Origin of the sequence: Amycolatopsis nigrescens CSC17Ta-90 (genome assembly GCF_000384315.1) — a bacterium.
Lineage (GTDB): Bacteria > Actinomycetota > Actinomycetes > Mycobacteriales > Pseudonocardiaceae > Amycolatopsis > Amycolatopsis nigrescens.
The window spans coordinates 7,121,657-7,146,709 of record NZ_ARVW01000001.1; the positions used below are offsets into that span (position 1 = coordinate 7,121,657).

Sequence of the window (25,053 nt, forward strand, 5' to 3'; positions counted from 1 at the left end):
AGGCTCGAGACACAGCTCTTAGCAGCCACAGGTGACGGCGTGGACGGGGGCGGTGAGGTCGTCTGCGGGGCGGCTGATCGGGCCGGCGGCGGACTCGGCGGTGAAACCCTCGCGCACCCAGTATTCGTAGCCGCCGATCATCTCCTTGACCTGGTAGCCGAGCCGAGCGAACTCCAGCGCGGCTCTGGTGGCCCCATTGCAGCCTGGCCCCCAGCAGTAGGTCACCACCACGGTGTCACTGGGGATCAGCTTGGCTGCCCGCGTGGCGATCTCGGCGGTGGGCAGGTGCACGGCACCGGGGAGGTGGCCCTGCCGCCAGGACTCCGCACTGCGCGAGTCGACCACGACCAGGCCGGGGACCTTGGCGGTGAGGTCGGCGTGCACGTCGCTGACATCAGCCTCGAAGGCCAGTCGGGCGGCGAAGTGGGCGGCTGCCTGCTCAGGTGCAGCGGGCACGGTGGACAGCACAGCGGAAGTGACGGTCATGCCCGGAATCCTGCGGGAACCGCGACGCTGCCAAGAGTGTCGTTAACGACAATGTTCGCTAATATTACGCCATGCCTGCGGTCCAGATCGCCCGTCGAGGGCCGACAGTGTCGGTGCTGGCCTATGAGGGGATGTCGGCGTTCGAGATGGGGATCGTCACCGAGGTGTTCGGGCTGACGCGGCCGGAACTCGACGTGTCCTGGTACCGACTGGCCATCTGCGCGCCCAGTCCCGGCCGGGTGCGGCTGATCGGCAGCGCGGTGCTGCAGACCGACCATGGGCTCGACGAGTTCGCCGCGGCGGACACGGTGATCGTCCCCGGCGTCCCCGACGTCTCCGGCGAGGTCGACCCGGAGGTCGTGGCCGCGCTACGGACAGCCGGCCGCCGCGGTGCCCGGGTGGTGTCGATCTGCTCGGGCGCGTTCGCGCTGGCCGCGGCCGGGCTTCTGGACGGGCGCCGCGCCACCACCCACTGGCAGTACGCCGAGCGGCTGCATCGCCGCTACCCCCTGATCCAGGTCGACCCGGACGTGCTCTACATCGACGATCACAACGTGCTGACCAGTGCCGGTAGCGCCGCCGGGCTCGACCTGTGCCTGCACCTGGTGCGCAAGGACTTCGGCGCGTCGATCGCCAACGCGGTAGCCCGCCGGTTGGTCATCCAACCCCACCGTGACGGCGGGCAGGCGCAGTTCATCGAGGCCCCGCTGCCGCCAAGCCCCGAGGACGACCGAGTCGCCGCGAGCATGGCATGGGCTCTGCAGCGACTCGACCAGCCGATCACGGTGGACATCCTGGCCGGCCACGCGCATATGTCCGCGCGCACCTACCTGCGCCACTTCTCCAAAGCCACCGGGGACAGCCCGATCCGGTGGCTGATCGCCCAGCGGATCCAGGCGAGCCTACCGATCCTGGAAGACACCAACACCCCGATCGAGAAGATCGCCACTGCGGTCGGCTTCGACACCGCCGTGACCTACCGGCACCATTTCAGCCGCGCCATGCGCACCTCGCCATCGGCCTACCGCCGAGCCTTCCACTCACGCGAGCAAAGCGGCTGACGTACCGAGTGGGAGCCGGGCATCCCGGCGTCCTCGTGAACCTCGGAGATCTGGTGCGCGTCGACCCCGCCCTCGGTCACGTCGATCCGGCGCCGGTAGCACCCTGTGGCGGGGACCGGACCACCCCTATCGATCCGGTCCCCACCACGGGTTCCCCTCCCCGCGTCAGCCGGACACCCCTCTCGAATATCGAGTCCCTTTGCGGGCCGGATATTTCTCCCCGTGGAGTCGGTGGGCTGACAAGTCCGAGCGTGCCAGGTGGCGGCTGAAATGAACCTGAAATGAGCGTCCGGACATCAGCTACGTACCCATCCCGGAACTCGCGCCCGACCAGGTGTGCCTCGCGACGGCGGCAGCACGCACCTCGCCGCTGGCCGACGACTTCTTCACCGCGGCTCAGGCGACGGCCGAGATCACGGCAGAATGTGGGAACTATGATTTGGGCGCGGCTGTCGTGGAGTGATCACGCGGCCTGCGGGATGAGCCCGTCGAGGTATATCCGCAGCCGGTGGCTCAGTTTCGTGGCACTTCTTCAGGTTCCGGCCAAGGCGCTCGACGAGGTCGGGCACAGCCGTTACCCGTACGGCAGCGATCCCGAGAAGCGGTTCCTCGACGTCGTGTGGTGAGTCAACCAGGATGTGCTGCACCACGGCGCGGAGATCGCACTGCTGCGGGATCTGTACCGCGCGGGCTACTCGTCGGCCACGCGCGCGTAGGCCGAACGGACGGCGTCGACCGCGGCCTCCACGTCGACCCCGAGATCGTGGGCGAACGCCGCGAACCGGGTCGCACCCGCCGTCAGCAACGCCTCAGGGCGATTGCGCTCGGCCGGCTCGGTGACGACGGTTCCCTTCGCGCGCGCCGTCGTCACGAGGTCCACCGCCTCCAGTTCGCGGTAGACCCGTGCGACCGTGCCGGACGCGAGCCCGAGGTCCCGCGCGAGCTGGCGGATCGGCGGCAGCCGGGTGCCCGCGGCCAACGTGCCGCCCGCGATCATGCGCTCGATCTGGTCGTAGATCTGCCGCCACGGCGCGAGTCCGCTGGCGGCGTCGATGGTGACGCGCAGGGCCGTCATCGGTCAGCTCGCGGCCGCGGCGACGCTGCGATGCGGCCCCACCACCGCGAGCAGGGCGATGAGCCCGAGCACGAACACGCCTGCGGTGGCCGCGCTCATCTCGGCTTGGAACAGTGCCCCGGGAACGGCGATCGTCAGCCCTGTCGCCACGTGCGCGCTGCGGGCGCGCAACACGAGATCGACGACGGGATCGCCCGCAGCCGGCCGTCGGACCGCGAGCGCGACGATTCCGGCGGCGATGAGCCCACACCCGGCGACGACGGCGACGGCCTGCCACCGGCCCTCGACGGCGTAGCGCGTCAGCCCGCCGCCCACCGCAAGCCCGAGCAGCACGAGTGCCCACGCGGGGATGATGTCGCGCACCCTGCGGTGCGTCAGCATCGCTTGCCGCTGCGCGGTTTTCGCCGGCCGCAACGCGACCAGCTCGCCGAAGAGCCCGCCGAGCAACAGCGTCCACACGATCGTCCAGGGGGTGTCCTCGGTCAGCCCGATCACATCGCCCAATACGGGCAACAGCACGAACAGCCACGGGTAGGCGACCCGGCGACGTTTCAGGTAGCGCACCGCCTCCGTGACGTCCTCGTCGGAAGGACGATCGATTCCCCATCGGTTCAGCAGCCGCCGGCCGTGCTTCTCGCCGGGCCACAGGACGATGAGAATCCCCAGCCCAAAGATCCCCATCACGATCGCGACGCCCAGCACGTTGTCCCATGCCATCGGACAACCTCCCTCTTGTGTCACGTACACGGTACAACTTGTGTCAAGGGCATGACACAAGAGCGGCCACATCAGCCACTGCCGTTCTCCGCGTCCGAGTCGCTATCGGCAGAGACACCCTCCTGCTGGCCGCACGCGCGGGCCTGCGGCAACATCGGAGTGTCAGCAACATCATCCAGACGGTGTTTATTGGTTGTCTCATTTCATGCCGACAACCCCCAAACCGTGATCAACACCAGCCTTAAGTTCCTGGCATTGGGAATCAGAGTCCCTCAGTGTTCCCCTCACGGACTGCACACTTGCCCCGCCGCCGGTCTTTCTTCGACCTGGGCAACCGCGCCTCAGGCGCGCTCGGCCCGCCGCTTCGTCAGCAAGGTCCACCCGATGAGCCCGGCGAAGGCGACGATCATCAGCACCTGAGACCAGGAAGCCGCCGTGTTGAACGGCAGGGTGTACACGCCCACGATGCGGAGCACAGAGTCGGCGATCAGCCCGACGCCCCACACCAGCGAGATCTGGTACCAGCGGCGGCGCAGGGTCGCATTGTGCGCCGTGGCCTCGAATTCGCGCTGTTGATCGCCGCCAGCCGACTGCGCGAAGCGTCGTGCCGCGTAGTACACGAGAGGACGGCGCAGGGCACAGCTGCCGACTAGGGCCACGCCTGCACAGAAGGTGGTCACCGATTCCTTCGCCAGCAACAGACGCGGGTCTCCGGTGAGGAAGCTCAACCCGAGGCCCAGGCCGAAGAGCAGCACGAGGAACGCCGAAAACAGGTCGACCCGGCGTTGCGCCACCGCGACCCAGACGGTCCGCAGTCCCGCGACGACCGTGCCGGCCAGCAGCGACACGTAGGCGCTCGCGCCGAGCAGGTTGGCCGCGTAGTAGGCGACGACGGGCAGGCCGACGTCCAGGAACATCGTGAAGATCATCTTGCGGGCGACCGTGGTCATGCCGTACTCCCCGATTTTGGCTTGGCTGCTGGGATTCGCGGGAAACACTACGGCCGCCGCCGCGCGCCGTCTTGCCTCTCCAGCGGTATCCCGGGTGGAGAAATCCAGGCTCCGGATGGAGGGATTTCTCCACCCGGGATACCCCGCGCACCGCACGACTCCGGGGCCGTTCCGCCGTAGTTTTCTCGGCATCGGAACGAAGTCGAAAGGCAGGAACAAACCATGAGCGGACCCGTGGAAGTCGTCCTGATCGTGGCGGCGGTCGCCTACCTGATGGTGCGGCGGATAATCGGCGAACCCGCGCAGGCCAAGCAGATGCTCATCCTGCCCGCGGTGCTGTCGGTCGTCGGCCTCACCACGCTGTCCGGCGAGGTGAAGACCCCGGCTTCGATGGCCTTCCTCGTCGGGACCGCGGCGATCAGCGTCGTCCTCGGCATCCTCCGCGGGGCGAGCGTGCGGATCTCCCGGCGCGACGGCAACGCCTTCGTCCGCTACACCGCGGTCACCGTCGGGCTGTGGGTGGCGAACATCGTGGTCAAGATCGGGGTGAACGTCGCGCTCGACGCCTTCGACCCGAAGGACTCCGGCGGTGTCGCCAACAGCCTGCTGCTCACCCTCGGCATCGGCATCCTCGCCGAAGGGCTGGTCGTGCTCTACCGCGCGCTGCGCGCCGGACACCAGGTGATGTGGACCCAGGGCAGCGACGGCCAGCCCGGCCAGACCTCGCCGCTGCTGGACAACATCCAGCGCAACCTCGGCGGCCGCCCGGCCGAGTGGAACACTCAGTCCGATCGCGACAGCCGCCCGGTGAGGAGGAACCTGGCCCCATGAGCACGCCGGACCAGTGGACGCTGGCCCGTCTCGGGCAGCACCGGGACGAACTGATCCAGCCCGCCCTCGTCCTCACCCCCATCGCCTGCACCGCTTTTCAGTGGCCGGACGCGCAGATCGCGTACCGGCCATTGGCCTTGCCGCTGTTCGTGCTCACCTCGATCGCCGCGCTCGCCTCGCTGCTGCCCTGGTCCCGGCTGGCCGGGAACCGGCAGATCACCGTGATGAGCGCGTACATGCTGTTCAGCGCGCTGCTCATGCCGCTGGCGCACGGAACGTTCGCGGCGATGTTCCCGTTCGTCGCCGCGTCCGCCTCGGGGATCAAGCTGGCGTCCCGCCGGGCCGCGGTGACGATCGCGGCCTCCGGAGCAGTCGTCGCAGCCAGCGCGACCTGGGTGGTCGGGCAGTTGTCGCCGGACTTCCTGGAGCGGCCGGTGTGGGTGACGCTGACGGTGGCCCTGCCGGTCGCGTTCGGCATCTCGCACCGCGACCGCCTCGACGCCGTCCGCAACGCGCACCTCGCCGCCGAATCGGCCCAACGCGCCCGCGAGTCCGAGGCCCGCGAGGCCGCGCTCATGGAGCGGGGCCGGATCGCGCGCGAGATTCACGACGTGCTCGGTCATTCGCTGTCGGGGATCGCGCTGCAATTGGACATGGCCGACGCATTGCGCGACAGCGGTCGCGACGACGAGGCAGCCGCCGCCGTCCGCAAGGCGCGCGCCATCGCGGTCGACTCGATCAGCGAGACCCGGCGTGCGGTGCACGCGCTGCGCGAGGACACCCTGCCGTTGCCCGAGACGGTGCGCCAGCTCGCCGAGCACGCGTCCGCTGGCTTCGTGCTCGAAGGCGAGGCCGGAGCGGTCGGCCCGGAGACCACGCACACCATGGTCAGAGCTGTGCAGGAGGCGATGACCAACGCGGCCAAGTACGCGCCGGGCGCGACGTGCGACCTCCGGCTGGCCTTCGCCGCCGATCAGGTCAGGCTGACCGTGCACAACGGGCCCGCGACCGAGCCCCGCCGCGCCGAGCTGGCCGGCGGTTCCGGGGTCGGGCTCGTCGGCATGCGCGAACGGGCCGCCCTGCTCGGCGGCACCCTGCGAGCAGGACCGGCCGGCGACGGCTGGACCGTGGAACTGGAGCTGCCTCGATGACGGACCGCCCGATCACCCTCGTTGTCGCCGACGACCAGGCGACCGTCCGCGAAGCGCTCGCGGTCATGCTCGACCTCGCCGAGGACGTCGACGTCGTGGCGACCGCGACCAACGGCGCCGAAGCAGTCGAGGCCGCGCAGCAGCACCGTCCGGACGTGGTGCTCATGGACCTCAACATGCCGGTGCTGGACGGGGCCGGCGCGACCGTGCGCATCCGGGAAACCCAGCCGGACACCACGGTTCTCGTGCTCACCACGTTCGACGACGACGAATCGATCCTGGCCGCGTTGCAGGCGGGCGCGAGCGGCTACCTGACCAAAGAGGCCGACCGCACCACCATCCTGCACGCCGTGCGCACCGCGGCGCAGGGCCAGACCGTGCTCTCGCCCGAAGTGCAGCGGCGGCTGCTCGCGCTCGCCGCCAAACCGGCCCCGCCCGCCGAACCAGATCTCGCGCTGACCGCACGCGAACGGGAAATCCTCGGCCTCATCGGCGACGGCCTGCGCAATCCGGAAATCGCGGCCAAACTGGTCATCAGTGAAGCCACCGTGAAAACGCACATCAACAACCTGTTCGCCAAAGCCGGTTTCCACTCGCGCGCCGATGCCGTCCGCTACGCGCTCAGCTATCAGAACGGTCAACGCAAGCAATAACCGAAGCAGGGAACGGGTTCTTCCCGATGACCGCGATGACGCATCGATGCCGCATCCGCGACGCTGCGACCGGACAGCATGGTTCGCGAGGCACGCCATCCGAGGTGCCGCCCAGGCGCGAAGGCATACTCGCCATGCTTCGATTCACTGGTACGGATTCCCTTTCCCCGAGAGCGGCGAAGCCGTTCATCGCCTTGATGATCGCCGCCTTGTTCGCGGGCGCGACAGGCGATGGAGGGAGCGAGAGACCGTGGTCATCCGTCGGAACGTGCCGGGAAGTTGCGGAGGCTGTTCCCGGTGCCGCCGACCAACTGGTAAGGCGGCACTGGGATCGCGAGACTATCCGCAGAGTTGGCCCCCGCGCTGCCGGTAGAACTCCACGGGGTCGGTGGCTTGGCCGTTGGTCTCGATCTGGAGGTGAAGGTGCGCTCCGGTGGAGGCTCCTCGGTTGCCGACTGCGGCGATGGGCTGGCCGGCGTGGACGGTTTGTCCTTCGTGGACGAGGTTGTGGTCGTTGTGCCCGTAGATCGTTACGATCCCGTCGCCGTTGGATGCGTACCCATAGCCCGTAGCCGGATGCGGGCCCTGAGCTGATCACGGTGCCGGTGTTGGCTGCCAGGATCGGTGTGCCGATGGGCGCGCCGATGTCGAGTCCTTTGTGGAAGCCGGAGCGCTGAACGGTTTGGGCGGCCACGGTGATGGACATGTTCTGCCAGTTCGGCACCGCCAGGAGGTGGCGGTAGAACTGCTCGCTGCTGTAGGTGGGGTCCATGATCTGCTCGACGGTTCTCCAGCCCATCGAGGGCCGCTGCTGGAACAGGCCCACGCTGTCGCGATCGCCGTGGCGACCGCGATGACCCAGCCCTGCTCCGGCATGTTCATCCGCTTGCCGACGGCGACGATCATCGCCGCGTTGCCCATCTCCTGCGGGCCATACCCCGGCGCCGAGGTCGCGCTCGACCCGGTGGGGGCGCAGTTCACGCCAGCACTGGAACTGCCGAAGACGGCCTGGACCACGGCGATGGCGGCGCCGCCGATGAGGAGAATGAGCGCGACGACGAACCCGGCGCCGAGCGCGGCGACCCTGCCCACGACGGCATCACCTCCACGGATGCGCGGGATCGGGCGGCGGCATCGGCGACGGCGGCGCTACCGCCGGGCGTCCCGCGGCAGACGTGACGGCCACCGGCTGCTGCTCACCGCTGCGAGGAGCCGAGGCAGGCAGGTCCGGCCAGAGGGCGGGCAGGTCGGCCAGCGCGACCCGCCCGGCGCTGGGCTCGTCGACCCGGAGTCAGCGGGGCGTGGCCATGTCGAGCGGGTCGGTGGTGGCCTCGCCGCTGCTGGTCGCCACCGGCGCGCGCGGGCCGGTCGAGAGCGCGCAGCGCCTCGGTCAACGCCTTACGCGCGTTAACCTCGCGCGTCGCGGTGGGCAGCCACACCAGCACCGGTGTGGTGATGCCCGTTTCCTGGGCGAGGTGCTCGTAGCGGGCCAGCTTGCCCGCCAGCCGGGACAGCGTCTCGGTGCCGAAGTCGAACTCGACGAACCACTCGACCTCCCGACCGTGCTCGCGCCAGCGGCCTTAGCCGTCCGGGGCGACGATGTCGCCCCAAAGCCGGCCACAACGGGCCGCCGACCACCAGGACGCGAGCACCCCGGTGGCGCCGGGCTGGCGTGCTCGGCGGATCAGGGTGGTGAACGGACCGTTGCAGCCCACGGTGTGCGCCAGCTGCAACGAGAACGCGCGCCCGATCTCGCGCTCCCGGCTGTAGCCCAGGTCCTTGGGGGCGATGCCGTCTTCGCGGGCGAGAGCGACCGCGCCGGCGGTGTCGAGGACGTAGTACACCGGGTGCGCGCCGCGGTCGCGGTGCGGCTGGAACCGGTGCACCACCCCCCACTGGTAGAGCAGGCGCAGACGCTGGTTCGCCGCGCGCCGGCCGGCGAAGGCGGAATTGCATTCATTCAACGGCATATTTATATGACTACTGCACCTTCTAAAGGTGTGTCTGATACAATGGCATGGGTTATTTTTGGGTGGGCATTGATCAAGTTGGGTCAATGTCCAAGTCGAGCGAGATTCTGCCGTTATTTCCGATTGGGCATAAACTATGGCACGATGGTTTTGGTACTTGTCTTCAAAGAAGATTGGCTCACTCAAACAACCAGAGAAGGGCTGGGGAATTCTACGACAGCGGCTAAAGTCGGCTGATCTTGAAGTTGGCGTCCCGTGGGCCAAGCTCAACACGCATGCGACGCCCGACGCCAACGTGATCGAGTCCATGGAAAAGGTCGAACGGGAAATATATCGCGACCACGCAGTTCCCTCGGCAAGCGAAATCGCACATCACGGCGAAACGCCGCTTTTCTTCCAATTTGAAGGCTACGCTGGCCGCATCCTCCTTCGTGAAAGCTACGAAGGGGACGAGGGAGAGTGTGTGTTCCTCATGGCTGGCATCCAAGGGGAAGTCGGCGTGTTGCTACTCGGCGCAGGCTCACATGCATACTGTTCCACTTCGGCTAGTCCACGATTTGTAGACCCGAGTGTCGACCCGGTTGGTGCGTTATTGGTTCTCATGGATAAGCAACAATCATCGAACCCTTATTCTCGTGCGGGAATTGCGAGAAACGCAAAGGGGCTTTCTCCGCAGGCATGCGTCTCGTACAGCCTGGGTGCTGCACTAGATGAGATCCACGCGAAATCTTTTATGCATCGAGTGCGCGCACTGGCGATCGCGTCAGTTGTAACGCCATTCTATCCCCATGACTTGCCATCTGCATTGGGCAACAGTAATGTGAATCGGGTTATTGTCGGTAGTCCCATCTATGTAGAGCAACTTGGTTCATGAGTTATAGTTGGCTCATGTCACCGAAGGCGCACCCTGAGCAGATGCGGCGAGTCACTTCTGAGTCGGTGCGTGCGGTGCTTGATGCCGCCGCCGTCACGCACGGTCGGGTGTTCACGTTCAGGCCCGGAGTGGTCCGCGTCGAAGTCAGTGCGCTGTCGGCGGGTCGACGGCTGAAGCGCCAGCACGCCGTGGCCGCGGCGTTGGAGTCTCAGAGGTTCGAGGAAGGCTGGGGTATCCGTCCGGTCGGCATCTGCTATCGGTGGCAACCGTGGGTGACCTAAACAACGGTGCAAGATCCTGGGCTGGACTGGACAGACCCGGACACTGGTCTCGACTACCTCGCAGCGACCAGAGCCAACCGCCACGAGGAATAGCGCCGTTCAGTTGCGCACTCTTCACAAGTTGAGCGGTGGTCAGGCCGCTCGGCGGGGATCGAAGGCCACCGGCTGGATATTCTCGGCGGGTTCCGGGGTTCGGTGTTCACCCGTGCGAGTCGGCGGATTTCCTTGGCGCGTCCGGGGATCGCGGGTGGGAGTTTCTCGGTGACCGCGGTGAACGGGGGTGCTTCCTCGTTGTTGAGCACCAGCCGGGCGGCGATGTGGAAGCGGCCGAGATGGGCGAGATCGTGCTCGGAGAGCCGGGGCGCGGTGTGCCGGGCCAGATCACGCGCGTCCTCGGGCGAGGACGAGAAGATGATCTTCGAGCGGGCGTTGGTGGAGATGCCTTCTTCCAGTTCGTGTGGGAGCTGGCGCAGGTACTGGTGCGCGAGTGTCATGGACATCCGGTAGCCGCGGGCTTCGGCGAGCATGTCCTCCATCGGATACGCCAGATTCAGGAAGTTGTGGCACTCGTCGATGTAGAGCGAGGCGTCGCGCCGGTCGCGCTGCGGAATCCGGGCTCGCCTCGTGGCGGCCTGCCAGGTGCGGGCCACGACGATCGACCCGATCAGCCGCGCGGTGTCCATCCCGAGCGCGTCTTTGCCCAGCCGGACGAGGCAGATTCCGCCGTCGAGCACCTCGTCCATGTCCACTGTGGATTCGCCGTCGCCGAGGGAGGCGCGCACGAACGGGCGCAGCAGCAGGCCGCGGAGCTTGTTCATCAAGGGCGCGACGACTTGTGCTCTGCTGGCGTCGGACAGGTCGTCGTACCAGGTCCAGAACCCGCTCAGGACGTCGTCGGAGATCTGTTCGAGTGCACGCTGCCGGAACGCGGGCACCGTCAATAACTTCGGCAGGTCGGTCAGGGTGGGTGTGCGCGGGTAGCTCGCGCAGGGTGAGCAGCCCGGAGCGCAGGATGTCCTCGGTACGCGGTCCCCAGCGCAGAGCCGATCGGGCATCGACGCATCCATCGGATCCTCGTAGACGACCAGCCCCTCGTCCCCAACGACTTTCCGTTCGACAGGGCGTCCCGCCAACCGGTCGCGAGAGGCGAAGAGCCGGTCGATGTCGAAGACAACCCGAATACCGACAGCCGGCAACGGCACACCGAAGAACTCTGATGGATCTGTACTCGGGCGGCCGGTGGGGTGAGCTCGCGGGGCAGCAGCGAACCGAGTACGACGGTGAGCGTCGGGCGATCGCGATCCGGCAGCCGCTGAAAGAGGTCGGCGGCACCCTCCTCAAAGGAGGCCGGGCCGCGACCGAGGTACTCCGGCCGGAACCTGCCCGGCCTCGCGCGGGCCGGGGCAAAGGGAAGAAGGGGCGGACGAAGACGCCGGCGGGTACGCGGTGGGTGGAACTGCCGCCGAGCATCGCGGTCTCCTACGAGGAGTTGATGGACAGCCACCAGCACCGGTTCATCCTGTGCACGCCGGAGGGACGGCCGTGGCGGCGGTCGAACTTCCGCGCCCGCCACTGGCGGCCGGCCTGGGACGGGGTCCATCCGGACGACCCCGGTGCTGACGGGTTCCTCCCGGGGATCCTGCCGACCTTCACCTTCCATGAGGGGCGTCATACCCACAGCACCTGGTTGGCCGAGGACGGCATCGCGGAGGTGGCCAGGCGAGCACGGCTCGGCCAGAAGATGAAAGGCATGGCCCGGGTCTACGACCACGTGACCCCGCAGATGCGACGGCAGATCCTCGACGCGCTGGAAGCACGCTGGATCACGTCCCTGGTGGCACTGACCCCGGCGGAACGCGCTCAATTGGGGGAGTGGTTCCCGCACCTGCGGGCAACCTTCACCGAACTGCGACTCGAGGCCGCCCCGAAGGCCATCGCCATTTCAGCAGTAAAGGCCCCACCCCTGAAATGAGGGGCAGGGCCGCTGACCTGCGTGAATAGATGGTGCGCGATACTGGGATTGAACCAGTGACCTCTTCCGTGTCAGGGAAGATCGACACTTTTCGTGACCAGGGCAAACGCTTGTCTGTGCAGGTCAGCGGTCCATGTTCCTCCTCGTTCCAGCGACTTGTGACCCGTTGTCACGGGTTCCCGTCGCCTAAATATCGCCAGTTGATCTTGGCGTTTTAGCGTTGGAGGAGTTGGTCTTTATGGGTTCGGAGCCATCCGGCGTTCGACCCGTTCGGGACCCGGTCGTCGTCGTGGTTACGGTGATCATGGGTGTGGTTGTCGGGCTGACGTTTCTGTTCGGGTTCGGCAATGTATTGAGCCTGGCGCTCAAGCTCGGGGTACCGGTTTATGTGGCGCCGCTGGTCGCGCCAGCGGTCGATTTGACCGTGCTCGGCCTCCTGGTGGGCGTGCGGCACCTGGCGGCTCGTGGTGCCACAGGGCCGGCGTCGCGGTCGGGCGAGGTGCCTGCTGCTGGCGGCCAGTGTGGTGACCCTGGTGCTGAACGTGGCCGACCCGGTGTTCGCGGGGGAGTGGGGCAAGGCCGCGTTCGACGCGGTGGGGCCGTTGCTGCTGATCGGCTGGGCCGAAGCCGGACCTGGGTTGATTCAGCAACTCAGCGTCGCTGGGATCGCGCCATCCACGGCAGGCGAGGCACATGCCGAGCTGCCGGCCGGCAGCTCGGTTGAGCGCCGTCCGGCGTGTCCGGGACCTTCGCCCGAGTCGGGCGATCCTACGTTGCCGCGTGGTATCGACGAAGATCTTCTAGTGCGTGCTCGGTGGGAGGATGCGGAACACTGGCGTCGGCACCGGCGGCCGACTTCCGCGGAGGCATTGCGTAGGCGGCTCCGGATCGGAGCGGCGAGATCCAGGGCCCTGGTCACCGTGGTGAGGGCGGAAGCAGACCGACGCTTACAGGCTGACGTCGATGAACCAGTCGATCTGGCCTGACAGACTCCGCTCGGTATGCGGGTGCCAGCGTGCGCTGAGCACCTCATCCGACGCCTCAGGCGGCGGCCGAATGAAGATACGGGTCCGCAGCTCCCCAGGCAGCTGTCGGTTCACACCGCAGCGGCAAAGACACGCGGTGGTTCATTTTACGACACTCGATGCTGACTTGGGGTGGGGTTCGCTGTCATGAACGAGCGTGAGCGGGTGCTGGGCCTCCTCGGCGAGGCTGGTGTGCTGGCTGGCATCCGGTGGTCGCAGCGGTCGGCCTATGCGCAGGTGCGGCAGGACTTCAATCCGGATGGCGGCCATGACCAGGGCTGGATCGGGTACACCGCGCACAAGTATCTGATCAACCGGCAGGATCGGGTCTTCCAGTGCGAGCGCTACGGCGTCCCGGCGGGGGAGGGCGACGTCGGGCGTGACGTTCTGGCGGCCGGGATCCTGGACCGGGATTTCAAGAGCATGCCGATGCTGGAGTCCGGCACGGTGGTGCGCCAGGATCTCAACCACTCTCCTGGGTGGCTCTTTGGTGAGTGGCGATGGCTGATGGCTTCTTTCGAGTTCGGTCAGTCCGACAAGATCCGCTGGCCGTGGAAGAGCGAAACTAAGGGCATGGTCGCTCGCCAGCCTTACGCCGACGACGAAGAGGGACTTTTCCGGCTTCCCGGTCTGCCGCCGCTGGAGGACCTTGCCGATCGTGAGCGCGTATTGCGGAACACGCTGGTTCTTGCGCACGCGATGGACCCGGACTCTGGGGAGACCGAGCTTTACCTCGGACGAAGCCGGTGGAACTTCGACAAGGGCGATGCCTGGGCATGGAAGGTCGAGCTGCTGAGCCGACCGCCGGACAGTGGCCGTCGCGGCGCCCGGCCGCAACCCGTTGATCCCACCACTCCTCATGATGACGACATCGCCGACGCTGAGGTCCGCGTTCGCAGGTCGCTGCGCGGGACCAGTGAGTCTCGTGCTATTGGTGAGGTATGAGTGATCAGCTGGACGATGCCGCTACCTTCTTCGACGGTGGCCGTCTGACGCTCGCCCGTCAGTTGGCCGGGCTGCGCAAGAACGCCTTGGCCGGACTGATCGGCAAGACGCCCACAGCGGTGGCGGCCTACGAGGGTGGTCTCAAAAAGCCAGCTTCGGCCACTGTCGCCGCACTGGCCCTGGCGTTGCAAGTCGAGCCGACCTTCTTCTCGGCACGGCCGCGGGACCTCGCGGTGGCTACGACGGCGCCGCACTTCCGGTCGCTGCGTTCGACCAGTCAGATATCCCGTGACCAGGCCTATGCCTACGGTCGCCTTGCGGTCGACATCTCGACCGTTGTCGAACGCCACGTCGAGTTTCCAGTCCGCGACCTGCCAAACCATCCGGTCGCGGTGGACGATTCGGCAGGGCGAGGCCCGGAAAACGCCGCGGCGCTGGTGCGCCGGCACTGGAATCTTCCGCCGGGTCCGGTCGGGCATCTGGTGCGGCTGGTCGAGAACCACGGCGGCCTCGTCGTGTTCAGCCCGCTCGACAGCGCGACGGTCGACGCCTACTCCTTCGACACTCCGCAACGTCCGATCGTGTTGCTCAATCCGTTGAAGGATGATTACTACCGGCAGCGTTTCGACGTCGCTCACGAGCTCGGGCACCTTGTCATGCACGTCGATGCCGAGCCAGGTGGCCGGACGGTGGAGGATCAGGCCAACCGGTTCGCCGCGGAGCTGCTAATGCCCGCCGATGAGATCGCCGATCAGTTGCCGAGCAGAGCGGACTGGCGGCGGTTCGGACAGCTCAAACAGCACTGGAACGTCAGCCTGCAAGCGCTGCTCTATCGAGCACGCACGCTGAAGGTGATGAACGACGTCACCTACCGCAATGCCATGACGACAGTGTCGAACCGAGGCTGGCGCCGCCGTGAGCCCGGCCCGATGCCCCTCCTGGAACAACCCTCTCTGCTGCCCAAAGCGATCAAACTGCTCGCGGAAGAAGCGAAGGTTGACGAACGAACCTTGGCCGCCGAATGCCAGGCGCCGGTCGGCCTGTTCCGCATGATCGCGGCGCGCGCGCCCGAAGCACGAAACCCTCAGAGCCACCAGGCAACGTCGACCTCGGTGAAGCCACCCGTAGATACGGAAGGCCGAGTGGTCTCACTGCTGGCGATCACAGACCGAGGCCTTCCCTGAGATACCAGGACGGGCCTCAACCCGCTGGTTAAGAGTCGCAACCCCGGCGTGCCGGATGGTGTCGAGTGATGTCGGACAAGACCTTTTCGTCTGCTCAGAGCTGTCCGCGGTCTCACCTTGGTGCCGGCAAATATCGCCGAGTGTCGTCCTGTCCTGGATCTCTCGGGCTCTCCTCGGGCTCGCATCCTGGACGGCATCGAGGCGTTGATCGTCAGGCGGTGAAGAGCTGGCCGAGCCGGTAGTCGACGATCTCCGCCGCGCGTTCCGTGGTGTAGGTGTCGACCATGATCGCGGTGACGAGGCCGGCGGACATCGTCGCGAGTGCGTCGGCCTCCAGGCTCGGGTCGAGGTGGGCCGGGATGTCGCCCTTCGTCTGGGCTTTCCGGAGCAGTTCGGTGAGCGCGCGGATCAGATGAGGCAGCAGTGGCTCTTGGTCGGGATCCTGGCTTCCGCGGGTGACGTCGACGGCGAAGTACGCGATCTGGACCGCGGCCAGCATGCGTCGGCGTTCGCCGTCCGGCAGGACGCCGGTCAGATAGGCGCGCACGATGGTGCGTTCGTCGCCGGTCGCCATCGCCTCGATGATGCCCTTCCCGGCGATCTCGCCGGTCAGTTCGACGATCCGCCGCCAGGCGAACGTCAGCATCTCCTCCTTGGTCGCGAAGTAGTACTGGACCAGGTTCATCGAGATACCCGCCTCCGCGGCGACCGCACGCAGCGTGACCGCCTGGAGGCCTCGGGCGGCGGCGATCCGGAAGAGCGCCTCCGCGATCTCGCGCCTTCGTTCTTGATGGTCGACACGTTTCGGCACGCGATCACTCTGTCATGTCGTCGAGGAGTGGCCGAGGTGGCCACGCACTGTTATAGTGCAAGTGCACTATAACAACCCTGGGGAGGGAAAATGCTGGGGAAGTTCACCGACCAAAAGGCGGAAGAACGGTTCTTCGCCGTTTACGAAGACATCCTGCGAAAGTGGCCGGTTCCCGCTGAGGAGCTGGACGTCGAGACGCGCTTCGGCCCGACCCGAGTCCGGCGTTGCGGTCCTGAGGACGGCCCGCCGATCGTGCTGCTTTCCGGCATGATGGGCACCTCGCTGTCCTGGTATCCGCATATCGCCGAACTCGCCGTCCGGTACCGGGTCCACGCCGTCGACACGATCGGCGAGCCGGGGCGGTCGATCCAGGCCGCTTCGATCGAGTCCACAGAGGACTGTGCGGACTGGCTCGCCGAGGTCGTCGACGGGGTGCTCGCGGGAACCGGCCACGAAAAGGTCTACCTCGCCGGCGTTTCGCGAGGTGGCTGGCTCGCCTTGAACCTCGCTTCCCGGGCGACCGACCGGATCGCCGGGGTGATCACCTTCGAGGCCGCGGGATTCGGGGTGATCGGCCGGAGTTTCATCTGGTGGAGTCTCGGTGAGATCTTCCGCTGGTTCCTGCCCCGGTGGCTCCTCCGGCGGGTGTCGTCTGGGGATCCGGACGTGCGGCGCACCGTGCGGCCTCTGCTTTTCGGTGCTCTCAAGTACAAACAGCACCTTCCCGAGATGCACCTGTTCAGCGACGACGAGCTGTACGCCATCGACGTACCCACCCGGATCGTCGTCGCCGAACGCAGCGTCATTCACGACGCGCGTGAGGTGGCGGCCCGGCTCGAATCACTGAGCCCGCACCTTCGCGTCGAGGTCGTACCGAAGGCGACTCACGGACTGTCCCTGGAGAAACCGGAACTGGTCACCGCCCGGGTGATCGAGGCGGTGCCGGTTAAGCCTGGGGCTTAGTGTCCGGCCAAGAGGGGGAGCGGCCGAGCATCGCGACAATCGTGTCCAAATCGGACGGTCCCTTCTCGTCGACGGCCGGGCCGAACGCGGCACCCGGCGCTTTCCGGTTCTGTCCGTCCGGGATCGACTCGGCGAACCGCAGCCCGGCGTCGAACACCTCTCGCTGGAACTTGAGCGGCATGCCCAGCATCTTGGCGACGTCCCAGGAGTGCACCAGGTAGTCCGCGAAATGGAAGCCCAGGGCTTGTTCCGCGGTGGTGGCGACGGGGTCTTCCCGCTCGTCCTTGAACAGGCTGCGGCCGGCGCACCGACTCCAAGCCGCACGTGACGCCAGGATGCCAGTGCTGGCTTATATAAGTGGAGGCTGGTACGATCCATCTTTGTGCACGCGTTCGACATCCTCGGCGACCCGGTGCGCCGGCGCATTCTGGAGCTGCTCGCTGACGGTGAGCAGACCTCTGGCGCGATCACGGAGGTGATCCGGGCCGAGTTCGGGCTCTCCCAGCCGGGTGTTTCCCAGCATCTGCGCGTGCTGCGTGACAGCGGGTTCGCGTCGGTGCGGGCTGAGGGCGCTCGCCGGTTCTACGCCGTCGAGCCCGCGCCGCTGAGCGAGGTTGACGCGTGGCTGGGCCGGTTTCGCCGGTTGTGGGAACAACGCCTCGACGCTCTGGGAACCGAGCTGGCCCGGGGCAGGCGTGCAGCTCGGACTGCGGCTGGTGGGGAGCCCACCCGACCGGCCGAGTCCGTCACCGATGCGGACAAGACCGATCCATCAGCGAAGGGAACATGACATGAAAGACGTATTGGAGGAACTGGCCGCCGCGCGCCGGGCGATGGGCAAGGGCAGCGTGCCCGCCGGCGACGCTTACACCATCGAGGTGCGGCGCCGATACGAAGCGCAGATCGACGACGTCTGGGACGCCGTTACCAGCCCCGAGCGGCTGCGTCGCTGGTTGAAACCGGTCATCGGGGATCTGCGGCTTGGCGGGAAGTTCGAGCTGGACGGTGGTGAGCACGGCGAGATCCTCCGGTGCGAGCCGCCGCGTCTGCTCAAGGTGTCCTGGCTCTACGGGCCGGACGCGGACGCTTGGCCCGGCACGAGCGAGGTGGAAGTGCGCCTGGTCCCGGGCCCGGCCGGCGACACCGAATTCGAGCTGATCCACGCAGCGGTCGTCGAGGAGCCCCTCTTCCCGATCTACGGCCCCGGTGCCGGCGGCGTTGGCTGGGACCTGCATCTCCTCACCCTGGCCCGGTTCCTGGCCGACGGCGAGACCCTCGACCACGAGGAGTTCCGGACCTTGCCCGAGGGGCGCGAGTTCATCCGGCGCAGCGCCGCGGCCTGGGGCGAGGCTCATCTGGCCGCCGGTGGCGAACCGGAGCAGGTCGCGGCCGCAGTCGAGGCCACCACCAAGTTCTACGCACCCGACCCGACCTGACATCCCCGCTGCGGTGGGATGACCAGCATTCCTGGGGCCTGCACCGCCGATGAGAGTTGTCAATCGCGAGTGACAAGGCCGATAGTTGGCCCGGCCAGCACCGCGCGGTGCTGGCCGGGCCGTTGCGAGGATCGATAACTGCCCATTGGGTAAGCAAAGTCGACGAAATCACAATCCATGCGTCCCCTGGTCCGCGGCTTTGTGAATTGGAAGACCGATCTTCCCCGGTGAGCACGCCGGTCACGAGGCTGCAGCGAGGGACGTGATCTTGTATAGGTGGAATTCGTCCTCGCCCACGGTCACTACCAGGACCTGCCCGCCTGCCAGCGTTTCGGCGGTGACCGGGAACTCGTACTGCCCCGAGCCGACCTGCGAGCGATCCAGCTGTTCGGGGTCGACCCCGCCTTCGACGAGCCGGTACAAGGTGACCGTCACAGTGCTTGGTTCCCGCATAGTCCCGCGGATCCGCACTCCGGCTCCGTCGGCCACGGTCGCGAAATCCTCGAGCAGGTCGGGTCGGCCCGAGACGGCCGCGGCGATTTGGCGGACCGCGATGGGCGCGAACGCGTCCAGGAACCGCACTGTCGGATTGCGCCGGGCGAACTCACGGCGCAGCCGTTCGCTGAGCGGGCCGACCGCGCCCGAACCGAACACGATCAGGTCGAACTCGCGCGCGTCGAACTCGGTGTCCGCGTGCTCCGGTGTGGCGGAGCCGCGTACGTTCAGCCCCAGTTCGCGCAGTTGTCCCAGGATTCCGTCCAGTACCTCTTGCTTGCGGCCCAGGATCAGCACGCGGGACTGCGAGAGGTTTTCTCGTGATGTCATAGCCTCATGGTGAAATCTCGACCATGATGGAAGTCAAGACCCTGTGGGGTTTCAGAAGTCGGTTCACGCATCTGACCTGCGGGAACGGGAACGTTCGACGGGCAGGGCATGATCGTCAGCCATGTCTGCTGCCCAAGGCGCTGCGGACACACCGGCTGGTTACCCCCGGGCACGATCCTGCGCTGGCATCGTCGACTGGTAGCCGCAGAGTGGACCTATCCACACCGGCACGGGCGTCCGCCCGTCGACGAGGCGATCGCCGGGCTGATCGAACGGATGGCCACAGAAAACCACAGCTGGGGCTACAAGAGGATTCAGGGTGAGCTGCTCAAGCTTGGACACCAGGTCGGTGACTCGACGATCCGGCGGATCCTGAAGCGGGCGCGCATACCTCCAGCGCCGACTCGGCACACCGACACGACCTGGCAGCAGTTCCTGCGCACGCAGGCCTCGACGATGCTGGCCTGCGACTTCTTCCACGTCGACTGCGCGCTCACCCTCAAGCGAATCTACGTGTTCTTCGTGCTGGAGGTCGGCAGCCGCTACGTTCGCATCCTCGGCACGACAACGAACCCGGACGGCGGGTGGACCACCCAGCAGATCCGCAACCTCATGACGGATCCCGGTGATCGAGTCGACGAGTTCAGATTTCTCATCCGCGACAGGGCTGGCCAGTTCGCGGCCGCCTTCGATGCCGTCCTGGCTGACGTGGGTATTGAGGCGGTAAGGATTCCTCCACGTTGCACACGGGCGAACTGCTGCGCCGAACGGTTCGTGCTCACGGCCAGAACTGAGCTCACCGACCGTATTTTGATCCTGAGCGAGCGGTATCTGCACGCCGTGCTCGCCGAGTACGTCCGGCACTACAACGGTCGGCGGCCGCACTGTTCCCGCGAGCTTCGCCCGCCCCGGCCGACCTACGCCGTGGCAGACCTCAACTCTCAGCGGATCAAGCGACAGCGGCTTCTCGGAGGCCTGATCAACGAGTACGAACGGGCCGCGTAAAACTACTGGTCAGCGCCCGTGACCGACTATTGGAACCCCACAGGCGGAACGCGCTCAATTGGGGGAGTGGTTCCCGCACCTGCGGGCAACCTTCACCGAATTGCGACTCGAGGCGGCACCGAAGACCATCGCCATCTCAGAAGTAAAGCCCCGCCCCTGAAATGAGGGGCAGGGCTGCTGACCTGCGTGAACTTATGGTGCGCGATACTGGGATTGAACCAGTGACCTCTTCCGTGTCAGGGAAGCGCTCTCCCGCTGAGCTAATCGCGCGAGGCGGAGGCGGGAATCGAACCCGCGTACAGGGCTTTGCAGGCCCTTGCCTGAACCACTCGGCCACTCCGCCGTGCTACGTGAACCGGCTTCGAGCCGGTCCAACTGCGGGGTGCCGCCGCAGTCGAGCGGACGACGGGATTCGAACCCGCGACCCTCACCTTGGCAAGGTGATGCGCTACCAGCTGCGCTACGTCCGCATTCCGTGACTCCGAGCCGTTGGCCCGTCGTCGTGGTGTGGCAAAACCATATCGGACCCCCAAAACGTCGATCACAGGGGGGTGGCCACCCCGTGTCGCGCCGTCGACCTCAGCTCAAATCGTTGGGGATCAGATGGGTCAGCGCGTCGTCCACGTCCACCCAGAGGTGCTCGTTGCCGGGCAGCACCACGTCGTAGGTCCGGTCCAGGAAGTCGGCCAGCTCCTGCGCCGACGCCTCGAACATGGCGTGGCCGGACGGCGAGTTCAGCTCGATCAGGACCGACTCGGGGTCCTCGACCGACGGGCGGATCCGCACGTCGCCGTCGCCGGCGTCGGCGAGCAGGCCGTCGGCGAGGAGGTCGCGGGCGTAGACCCACTCGACCCAGCCGGCGCGGCCGGTGCGGAAGGCGGCGACGACCGCGTACGGGTCGCGGGTGTCGTAGCGCAGTTCCACCTTCACCGGAACCGCCGGTGTCCGCGGCGCCAGCAGGTCGAAGACCGCCGTCGAGCGGAGTGTCACGTGATCGTTGCGCATCGTCCTCCCCTTCTTCTCCCTTCGCGGCCGTAGTCGGCCGAGCTCTGACAGTGAGACGCGCCAGGTCGGCCGTTCGCTCGCGGCCTTGTCATAGATCACCCTTATGGGTTCACCGGACCCGCACGTCCGACCATCATCACCCTCGACGCAAAGGGGCCGGTGCCCGCCCCCGCTGATCGTCCACCCTGTACATACTGCTCGGTTTGGCGGCCTGGCGATAGCACCGTCGCGCGAATGTCGGAAGGGTGCAGTCCATCGGGTAACAGGGCCCGGCCCGGCGAGCACGTGGTTGTTCGCTCCGTGTCGAAGGATGCGCGGTCCGTGCTCGGTATGAACCACCCGTTTGCCGGGCCCAAAACCGCATCCGCTAGAGTTCTCCCCGTACCGCAGAGAGGGCGATTAGCTCAGCGGGAGAGCGCTTCGTTCACACCGAAGAGGTCACTGGTTCGATCCCAGTATCGCCCACAGCGTGTTTCTGCTGGTCACGCGGCCTGTCGATGATCTTGATCGGCAGGCCGTTGTTGATTTTGGGGATCCTGGGGTGGGGTTGTCCTGCCAGGTCCACCCGCTGTCTTGCTCCCATCGTTGCTGGAGGGATGCCAGGATGTTATCGACCATGGGATCGGTCACGTGTGAGTAGTCGTCGTCGCTGTCTTCGCGTTTGTGTCCGAGTCGGACTAGTCGCAGGATGCGGGGAACGCCCTCTTCGATCAACCATGCCTTGTGGGTGTGACGTAGGTCATGGAAGTGCGGTTCTTGGTTGAATGGTGACTACCCATTCTTCTCGTCGCCGGCGAGGGCGGGTAGCCAGGTTCGTCGGCGGAAGTTGGACCGGCGGTGCAGCCCGGTGTAGGCGTCGGTGATGGTCAGCAGCCCGTTGTCCGGGGACATGCGTCCGGCCAGCGCGTCGACTTCGTCCCTGACGTCGACAACTGGTTTAGCCCGTTCAACGACACCTACGTCGTGCATCCTTATGTCGAGACAGAGCCCATCGAATCCCCTGGGGTGTACGACCTGTTCGATCGCGTGGACGACAGCGAGACTCACCGCACCATCCTCAAGTCCAAGTCCATCGACTCCGCCGACCCGGAAGGTTCCTTCGCCGCACTGGCTACCGCAGCGCAGTCTGCTAAGCACGGCAGCGGCTGGATGGACCTGGGAGCCCTACGAGCACGCCGACATCGTCCGTACCGATCCGGTGGTGTCACTGACTCCACATCGACACTTTCCGGTTGGCAACGACCAACCGTGGGTCTGGGCAGCCGTCGGCGGCGGACGGCTGCTCGCCGTCCCACTCGACGTCGTAGTCTCCTGCCTTCCCGATTCCGATGTTCAACAGCGCTGGAACAAAGCCTTCTCATTCCTCGCTGCCGACGAGAAAGAATGAAGCCGCCGGCCGTCGGCAGGCGCCCGATAGGTGACATCATGTAGGGCCAGAATTTAATTCATTCCACAGGTTGCGAATCCTTCATTGTAGTTCGTAGTAGACGATTTCTCGTTGGCTTCGGTGGAACCGGTGAGGTTTGCCCTCGCCCGAGGCCCGTCGGGATGCTTTCGCACCGTATCGACTCAATCCCCTTCGGAGGGGCAGTTAACTAGACCGCGTTTCGGTGAATCTGACTCGCGTCAGCAGGCCGTGGCCTCGACGGTGTTTTATGACGTCATGTGCTCGTGAATCTGGGCGTCACTTGTGGGTTTGCGGCATGATCAATGTCGGCGGAGTCTGGGGTCACTTGGTGGCGCCCTTGTGGGGCAGGGCGAGGCGGTAGGAGTCGGTGCAGGCTGTGGTGGCCGGCGCCGCCCTCGCAGTGGCGCCGGACTCGCGGGATGTCCCGGACCTTCGGCATGCGTGGCACCGACGCTCGCCTGTACCTTGTGCCCCGCAGCCTGGACCCGACCGGGATAGGCCGCGCCCGGTGGACGATGCGTTGGAAGCCAGTGATCAACGCGTTCGCCATCACGTTCGGTGACCGCTGGCCGGGAGCCGAGACCTACTGATCAACAACGCCGGAAACACCGATCACGGGACAGACCGGCGGGCTGGGATTCAGCAGATGGTGTAGGGGTTTATGCCGGCCCAGGCTTCGCGTCGCCGGGCGGGTAGGCGGTCGTTGGTGATGTGGGGGTTGGTGTCGAAGGACAGGGTGGCTCGGTCTTGGGGGGTGAAGGCGGGCCAAGGGGGCAGTGCGGGCGTCGCGGGGTCTCCGGTTTTGGCGAAGGCGCTGAAGGCGTCCACCATCCGGTCGGCGAGTTGTTGGGCCACTGCCGGGTCGGCCCCGGGCGCGAGCATCTCCGGGGTGGGGGCGCCGAAGGTGAAGGGGACGTCGGTGCCGTGCAGGGCGCCGGCCCGGCCCGCGTCCGCGTAGTCGAAGGTGTACTGCCAGACCTGGGCTCCGGCGTGACTCGCGCGCTCGGCCAGCCAGGTCGAGGGCATGTCGACGAACGCGCTCGCCAACAGGTCCAGACGGGGATCACGGCCGGGGGCGGAGGTTTCGGTGTATGCCTTCAGCAGCCGGTTCCAGCCCTCGTCGCCCGCGGCGTGGCGGAGGTTGAACTCGAACTGCGACTCCCAGGTGGGTCCTGGGATTTGCTCCTTGTCGCAGGTTCCGACCAGGAGGTCGACGTCGTCGCCTATCAGGTCGAGCGGATGCCTCGACAGCACCACGTGATCGATGAGCGGATGGAAGGGCGCCGATCGGGGGTCGGCGTCGTCGGCCCGCTGGTGGACCCGGGTCGCGGCGGCGAGCAGATCCGGTGCGGGCACATCGATCAGTTTCGCCGCGTCGTTCTCGCCGAGTCCCACGGCACGCAGGACCGCTGTGGTGGTGTAGTCCTTGCCTTCGGGCATCACGGTTGGGCACGACCCTCCGCTCTGCACGATGGCCCGGCGGAACAGACCTTTGGCGGCCGGGGTACCCAGCAGGATGCCGATCGACATGCCGCCCGCGGACTCGCCCATGACCGTGACGTTGTCCGGGTCTCCGCCGAAGGCCGTGATGTTGTCCCGCACCCAGCGCAGCGCGGCGATCTGGTCGAGCAGCCCGAGGTTGCCCGACCCCGGCCGATCCGGCTGGTAGAGGTAGCCGAAGGTGTTGACCCGGTAGTTGACCGTGACGAACACGACGTCCTGTCGCCGCGGGTAGACCGCGCCGTCGTACTGGCTGCCCGCACCACTCATGAAACCGCCGCCGGTGATCCACACGATGACCGGTCGCCTGCCGTCGGTCGACCTGGAATAGACGTTGAGGAACAAGCAGTCCTCGGCTTGGGGCAGCGCCGCAGGACTGCGCCCGGACTTGGCAGCCTGGAACGGTTCCGGCCCGAACTCGGTCGCGTCGCGGATGCCGTCCCAACGCCGCGCCGGCCGTGGCGGAGCGAAACGATATTCCCCGGTCGGCGCTTCGGCGAACCTGACGCCCTTCCAGACAATCACCTCACCATCCCGGACCCCGCGCACCGCGCCTTGACCCGTGGTGGCGACCACCGGATCCGGGGCGGCCGAAGCGGCTTGACGGCCGGAGAAACCGAAGGCGGCCACACCCACGCCACCCAGCTTCAGCGCCTTCCTACGGCTGAATTCCATACGGTTACACCCTTCCCTCCGATAGGTTCGTATGCGCCGGTCAGCACAGAAACCCAACAGCTCACATCTCGCATCGCCGAGGCGCGAAATACGGCCGGGTAGCGAGCTAGCCGCAACATTGACCCGGAAATCCAGGCAGCGGCTGTGCAGCCCTGAAAACAAGCTGTGAATGCCCACCGCCCGGCCCGGTCGCGGTGGTGACGCCGAGGGCGATGTCAGCAGCATGCAGCACTCGTCCGCCTCGGAGGCG

General features: G+C 66.7%; 25 protein-coding genes, 4 tRNA genes and 4 pseudogenes. 17 read left to right on the forward strand and 16 right to left on the reverse strand.

All coding sequences use genetic code 11. The annotated features are described in order from the left end of the window. Positions 1–18: 18 nt before the first annotated feature. Positions 19–486 (reverse strand): rhodanese-like domain-containing protein, encoded by a 468-nt coding sequence (locus AMYNI_RS0133725; RefSeq protein WP_020672526.1) that lies wholly within the window; start codon positions 484–486, stop codon positions 19–21. A gap of 71 nt (positions 487–557) precedes the next feature. On the opposite strand from AMYNI_RS0133725, the gene AMYNI_RS0133730 reads away from it, so the two are divergent. Continuing rightward, on the forward strand, positions 558–1,547 hold the full coding sequence (locus tag AMYNI_RS0133730; RefSeq protein ID WP_040406156.1) for a helix-turn-helix domain-containing protein: 990 nt from the start codon (positions 558–560) through the stop codon (positions 1,545–1,547). A gap of 691 nt (positions 1,548–2,238) precedes the next feature. Here AMYNI_RS0133730 and AMYNI_RS0133745 read toward each other — a convergent pair. The 3 genes from AMYNI_RS0133745 to AMYNI_RS0133755 all read right to left on the reverse strand — a co-directional run bounded on the left by AMYNI_RS0133745 (position 2,239) and on the right by AMYNI_RS0133755 (position 4,289). After that, positions 2,239–2,622, reverse strand: coding sequence for a GntR family transcriptional regulator (locus tag AMYNI_RS0133745; RefSeq protein ID WP_020672530.1), 384 nt, complete (start codon positions 2,620–2,622; stop codon positions 2,239–2,241). 3 nt (positions 2,623–2,625) lie between these two features. Beyond that, on the reverse strand, positions 2,626–3,339 hold the full coding sequence (locus tag AMYNI_RS0133750) for a hypothetical protein (RefSeq protein WP_020672531.1): 714 nt from the start codon (positions 3,337–3,339) through the stop codon (positions 2,626–2,628). A 341-nt stretch (positions 3,340–3,680) separates the two neighbouring features. After that, a complete protein-coding gene (locus tag AMYNI_RS0133755) occupies positions 3,681–4,289 on the reverse strand; it encodes a VC0807 family protein (protein WP_020672532.1) in 609 nt (202 codons plus the stop codon). Between the two features lie 222 nt (positions 4,290–4,511). Here AMYNI_RS0133755 and AMYNI_RS0133760 point away from each other — a divergent pair, with 222 nt between their 5' ends. Genes AMYNI_RS0133760 through AMYNI_RS0133770 form a run of 3 tightly spaced genes read left to right on the forward strand, consistent with a single transcriptional unit; the run spans position 4,512 to position 6,924 of the window. Further along, positions 4,512–5,120, forward strand: coding sequence for a CcdC protein domain-containing protein (locus AMYNI_RS0133760; RefSeq protein WP_020672533.1), 609 nt, complete (start codon positions 4,512–4,514; stop codon positions 5,118–5,120). Then, positions 5,117–6,271, forward strand: a complete 1,155-nt coding sequence (locus AMYNI_RS0133765; RefSeq protein ID WP_020672534.1) for a sensor histidine kinase — start codon at positions 5,117–5,119, stop codon at positions 6,269–6,271. The genes AMYNI_RS0133760 and AMYNI_RS0133765 overlap by 4 nt, the downstream gene beginning before the upstream one ends. Beyond that, positions 6,268–6,924 carry a response regulator gene (locus AMYNI_RS0133770; RefSeq protein ID WP_020672535.1) on the forward strand — a complete coding sequence of 219 codons (657 nt, stop codon included), beginning with the start codon at positions 6,268–6,270 and terminating at the stop codon, positions 6,922–6,924. Before AMYNI_RS0133765 ends, AMYNI_RS0133770 begins: the two co-directional genes overlap by 4 nt. Positions 6,925–7,263: 339 nt before the next feature. Here the strand turns inward: AMYNI_RS0133770 and AMYNI_RS50825 are convergent. Then, positions 7,264–7,723: pseudogene (locus AMYNI_RS50825) on the reverse strand (M23 family metallopeptidase). Between AMYNI_RS50825 and AMYNI_RS50715 the strand changes: the two are divergent. Further along, positions 7,658–8,335, forward strand: a complete 678-nt coding sequence (locus AMYNI_RS50715) for a hypothetical protein (RefSeq protein ID WP_342667792.1) — start codon at positions 7,658–7,660, stop codon at positions 8,333–8,335. The pseudogene AMYNI_RS50825 and the gene AMYNI_RS50715 overlap by 66 nt on opposite strands. Before the next feature lie 109 nt (positions 8,336–8,444). Here AMYNI_RS50715 and AMYNI_RS50720 read toward each other — a convergent pair. Further along, positions 8,445–8,894 (reverse strand): annotated as a pseudogene (locus tag AMYNI_RS50720) (replication-relaxation family protein); the annotation flags it as partial. A gap of 136 nt (positions 8,895–9,030) precedes the next feature. Here AMYNI_RS50720 and AMYNI_RS49335 point away from each other — a divergent pair. Both AMYNI_RS49335 and AMYNI_RS0133780 read left to right on the forward strand, forming a co-directional pair. Beyond that, positions 9,031–9,768, forward strand: coding sequence for a DUF7019 family protein (locus AMYNI_RS49335; RefSeq protein WP_425387918.1), 738 nt, complete (start codon positions 9,031–9,033; stop codon positions 9,766–9,768). A gap of 14 nt (positions 9,769–9,782) precedes the next feature. After that, positions 9,783–10,049 carry a hypothetical protein gene (locus AMYNI_RS0133780; RefSeq protein ID WP_157357547.1) on the forward strand — a complete coding sequence of 89 codons (267 nt, stop codon included), beginning with the start codon at positions 9,783–9,785 and terminating at the stop codon, positions 10,047–10,049. 53 nt (positions 10,050–10,102) lie between these two features. On the opposite strand, the gene AMYNI_RS45960 is transcribed toward AMYNI_RS0133780, so the two are convergent. Next, positions 10,103–11,251 (reverse strand): type IV secretory system conjugative DNA transfer family protein, encoded by a 1,149-nt coding sequence (locus AMYNI_RS45960; RefSeq protein WP_425387919.1) that lies wholly within the window; start codon positions 11,249–11,251, stop codon positions 10,103–10,105. A gap of 14 nt (positions 11,252–11,265) precedes the next feature. Here AMYNI_RS45960 and AMYNI_RS45965 point away from each other — a divergent pair, with 14 nt between their 5' ends. The 4 genes and pseudogenes from AMYNI_RS45965 (at position 11,266) to AMYNI_RS0133810 (ending at position 15,175) form a co-directional block, all read left to right on the forward strand. Continuing rightward, a complete protein-coding gene (locus AMYNI_RS45965; RefSeq protein ID WP_020672539.1) occupies positions 11,266–12,021 on the forward strand; it encodes a site-specific integrase in 756 nt (251 codons plus the stop codon). 238 nt (positions 12,022–12,259) lie between these two features. Then, positions 12,260–13,007 (forward strand): annotated as a pseudogene (locus AMYNI_RS50830) (hypothetical protein). 186 nt (positions 13,008–13,193) lie between these two features. Further along, positions 13,194–13,991, forward strand: a complete 798-nt coding sequence (locus tag AMYNI_RS0133805) for a hypothetical protein (protein ID WP_026361273.1) — start codon at positions 13,194–13,196, stop codon at positions 13,989–13,991. Then, positions 13,988–15,175, forward strand: coding sequence for an ImmA/IrrE family metallo-endopeptidase (locus AMYNI_RS0133810; protein WP_020672542.1), 1,188 nt, complete (start codon positions 13,988–13,990; stop codon positions 15,173–15,175). Before AMYNI_RS0133805 ends, AMYNI_RS0133810 begins: the two co-directional genes overlap by 4 nt. A 211-nt stretch (positions 15,176–15,386) precedes the next feature. Here AMYNI_RS0133810 and AMYNI_RS0133815 read toward each other — a convergent pair whose 3' ends face one another. After that, positions 15,387–15,986 (reverse strand): TetR/AcrR family transcriptional regulator, encoded by a 600-nt coding sequence (locus tag AMYNI_RS0133815; RefSeq protein WP_020672543.1) that lies wholly within the window; start codon positions 15,984–15,986, stop codon positions 15,387–15,389. 90 nt (positions 15,987–16,076) lie between these two features. On the opposite strand from AMYNI_RS0133815, the gene AMYNI_RS0133820 reads away from it, so the two are divergent. Next, positions 16,077–16,949 carry an alpha/beta fold hydrolase gene (locus tag AMYNI_RS0133820; protein ID WP_020672544.1) on the forward strand — a complete coding sequence of 291 codons (873 nt, stop codon included), beginning with the start codon at positions 16,077–16,079 and terminating at the stop codon, positions 16,947–16,949. Here AMYNI_RS0133820 and AMYNI_RS45975 read toward each other — a convergent pair. Beyond that, a complete protein-coding gene (locus AMYNI_RS45975; RefSeq protein WP_020672545.1) occupies positions 16,933–17,163 on the reverse strand; it encodes a DinB family protein in 231 nt (76 codons plus the stop codon). The genes AMYNI_RS0133820 and AMYNI_RS45975 overlap by 17 nt on opposite strands. Before the next feature lie 168 nt (positions 17,164–17,331). On the opposite strand from AMYNI_RS45975, the gene AMYNI_RS0133830 reads away from it, so the two are divergent. Together AMYNI_RS0133830 and AMYNI_RS0133835 are read left to right on the forward strand one after the other, a co-directional pair. Beyond that, the gene (locus tag AMYNI_RS0133830) at positions 17,332–17,739 is read left to right on the forward strand and encodes an ArsR/SmtB family transcription factor (RefSeq protein WP_020672546.1); all 408 of its coding nucleotides are present in this window, start codon (positions 17,332–17,334) and stop codon (positions 17,737–17,739) included. 1 nt (position 17,740) lies between these two features. Continuing rightward, positions 17,741–18,385: an SRPBCC family protein gene (locus AMYNI_RS0133835; protein WP_040406162.1), complete on the forward strand. Its 645-nt coding sequence runs from the start codon at positions 17,741–17,743 to the stop codon at positions 18,383–18,385. A 240-nt stretch (positions 18,386–18,625) separates the two neighbouring features. Here the strand turns inward: AMYNI_RS0133835 and AMYNI_RS0133840 are convergent, their stop codons facing one another. Beyond that, on the reverse strand, positions 18,626–19,210 hold the full coding sequence (locus tag AMYNI_RS0133840) for a hypothetical protein (RefSeq protein ID WP_157357549.1): 585 nt from the start codon (positions 19,208–19,210) through the stop codon (positions 18,626–18,628). Positions 19,211–19,318: 108 nt separating this feature from the next. Between AMYNI_RS0133840 and AMYNI_RS50315 the strand changes: the two genes are divergently transcribed. Further along, positions 19,319–20,215, forward strand: a complete 897-nt coding sequence (locus AMYNI_RS50315) for an integrase core domain-containing protein (protein WP_245574067.1) — start codon at positions 19,319–19,321, stop codon at positions 20,213–20,215. Positions 20,216–20,410: 195 nt separating this feature from the next. On the opposite strand, the gene AMYNI_RS0133850 is transcribed toward AMYNI_RS50315, so the two are convergent. The 4 genes from AMYNI_RS0133850 to AMYNI_RS0133865 all read right to left on the reverse strand — a co-directional run bounded on the left by AMYNI_RS0133850 (position 20,411) and on the right by AMYNI_RS0133865 (position 21,220). Then, positions 20,411–20,485 (reverse strand) — tRNA-Val (locus tag AMYNI_RS0133850). Position 20,486: 1 nt separating this feature from the next. Beyond that, positions 20,487–20,558, reverse strand: a tRNA-Cys gene (locus AMYNI_RS0133855). Between the two features lie 54 nt (positions 20,559–20,612). Further along, positions 20,613–20,685, reverse strand: a tRNA-Gly gene (locus AMYNI_RS0133860). Positions 20,686–20,794: 109 nt separating this feature from the next. Beyond that, positions 20,795–21,220 carry an SsgA family sporulation/cell division regulator gene (locus AMYNI_RS0133865; RefSeq protein WP_020672550.1) on the reverse strand — a complete coding sequence of 142 codons (426 nt, stop codon included), beginning with the start codon at positions 21,218–21,220 and terminating at the stop codon, positions 20,795–20,797. Positions 21,221–21,613: 393 nt separating this feature from the next. Between AMYNI_RS0133865 and AMYNI_RS0133870 the strand changes: the two genes are divergently transcribed. After that, a tRNA-Val gene (locus tag AMYNI_RS0133870) sits at positions 21,614–21,685 on the forward strand. 306 nt (positions 21,686–21,991) lie between these two features. Here AMYNI_RS0133870 and AMYNI_RS49340 read toward each other — a convergent pair. Next, positions 21,992–22,189, reverse strand: coding sequence for a hypothetical protein (locus AMYNI_RS49340; protein WP_157357551.1), 198 nt, complete (start codon positions 22,187–22,189; stop codon positions 21,992–21,994). Between the two features lie 897 nt (positions 22,190–23,086). Between AMYNI_RS49340 and AMYNI_RS49345 the strand changes: the two are divergent. Then, positions 23,087–23,218 (forward strand): annotated as a pseudogene (locus AMYNI_RS49345) (IS256 family transposase); the annotation flags it as partial. 49 nt (positions 23,219–23,267) lie between these two features. On the opposite strand, the gene AMYNI_RS45985 reads toward AMYNI_RS49345, so the two are convergent. After that, positions 23,268–25,028 (reverse strand): carboxylesterase/lipase family protein, encoded by a 1,761-nt coding sequence (locus tag AMYNI_RS45985; protein WP_084628532.1) that lies wholly within the window; start codon positions 25,026–25,028, stop codon positions 23,268–23,270. Positions 25,029–25,053 lie beyond the last annotated feature (25 nt).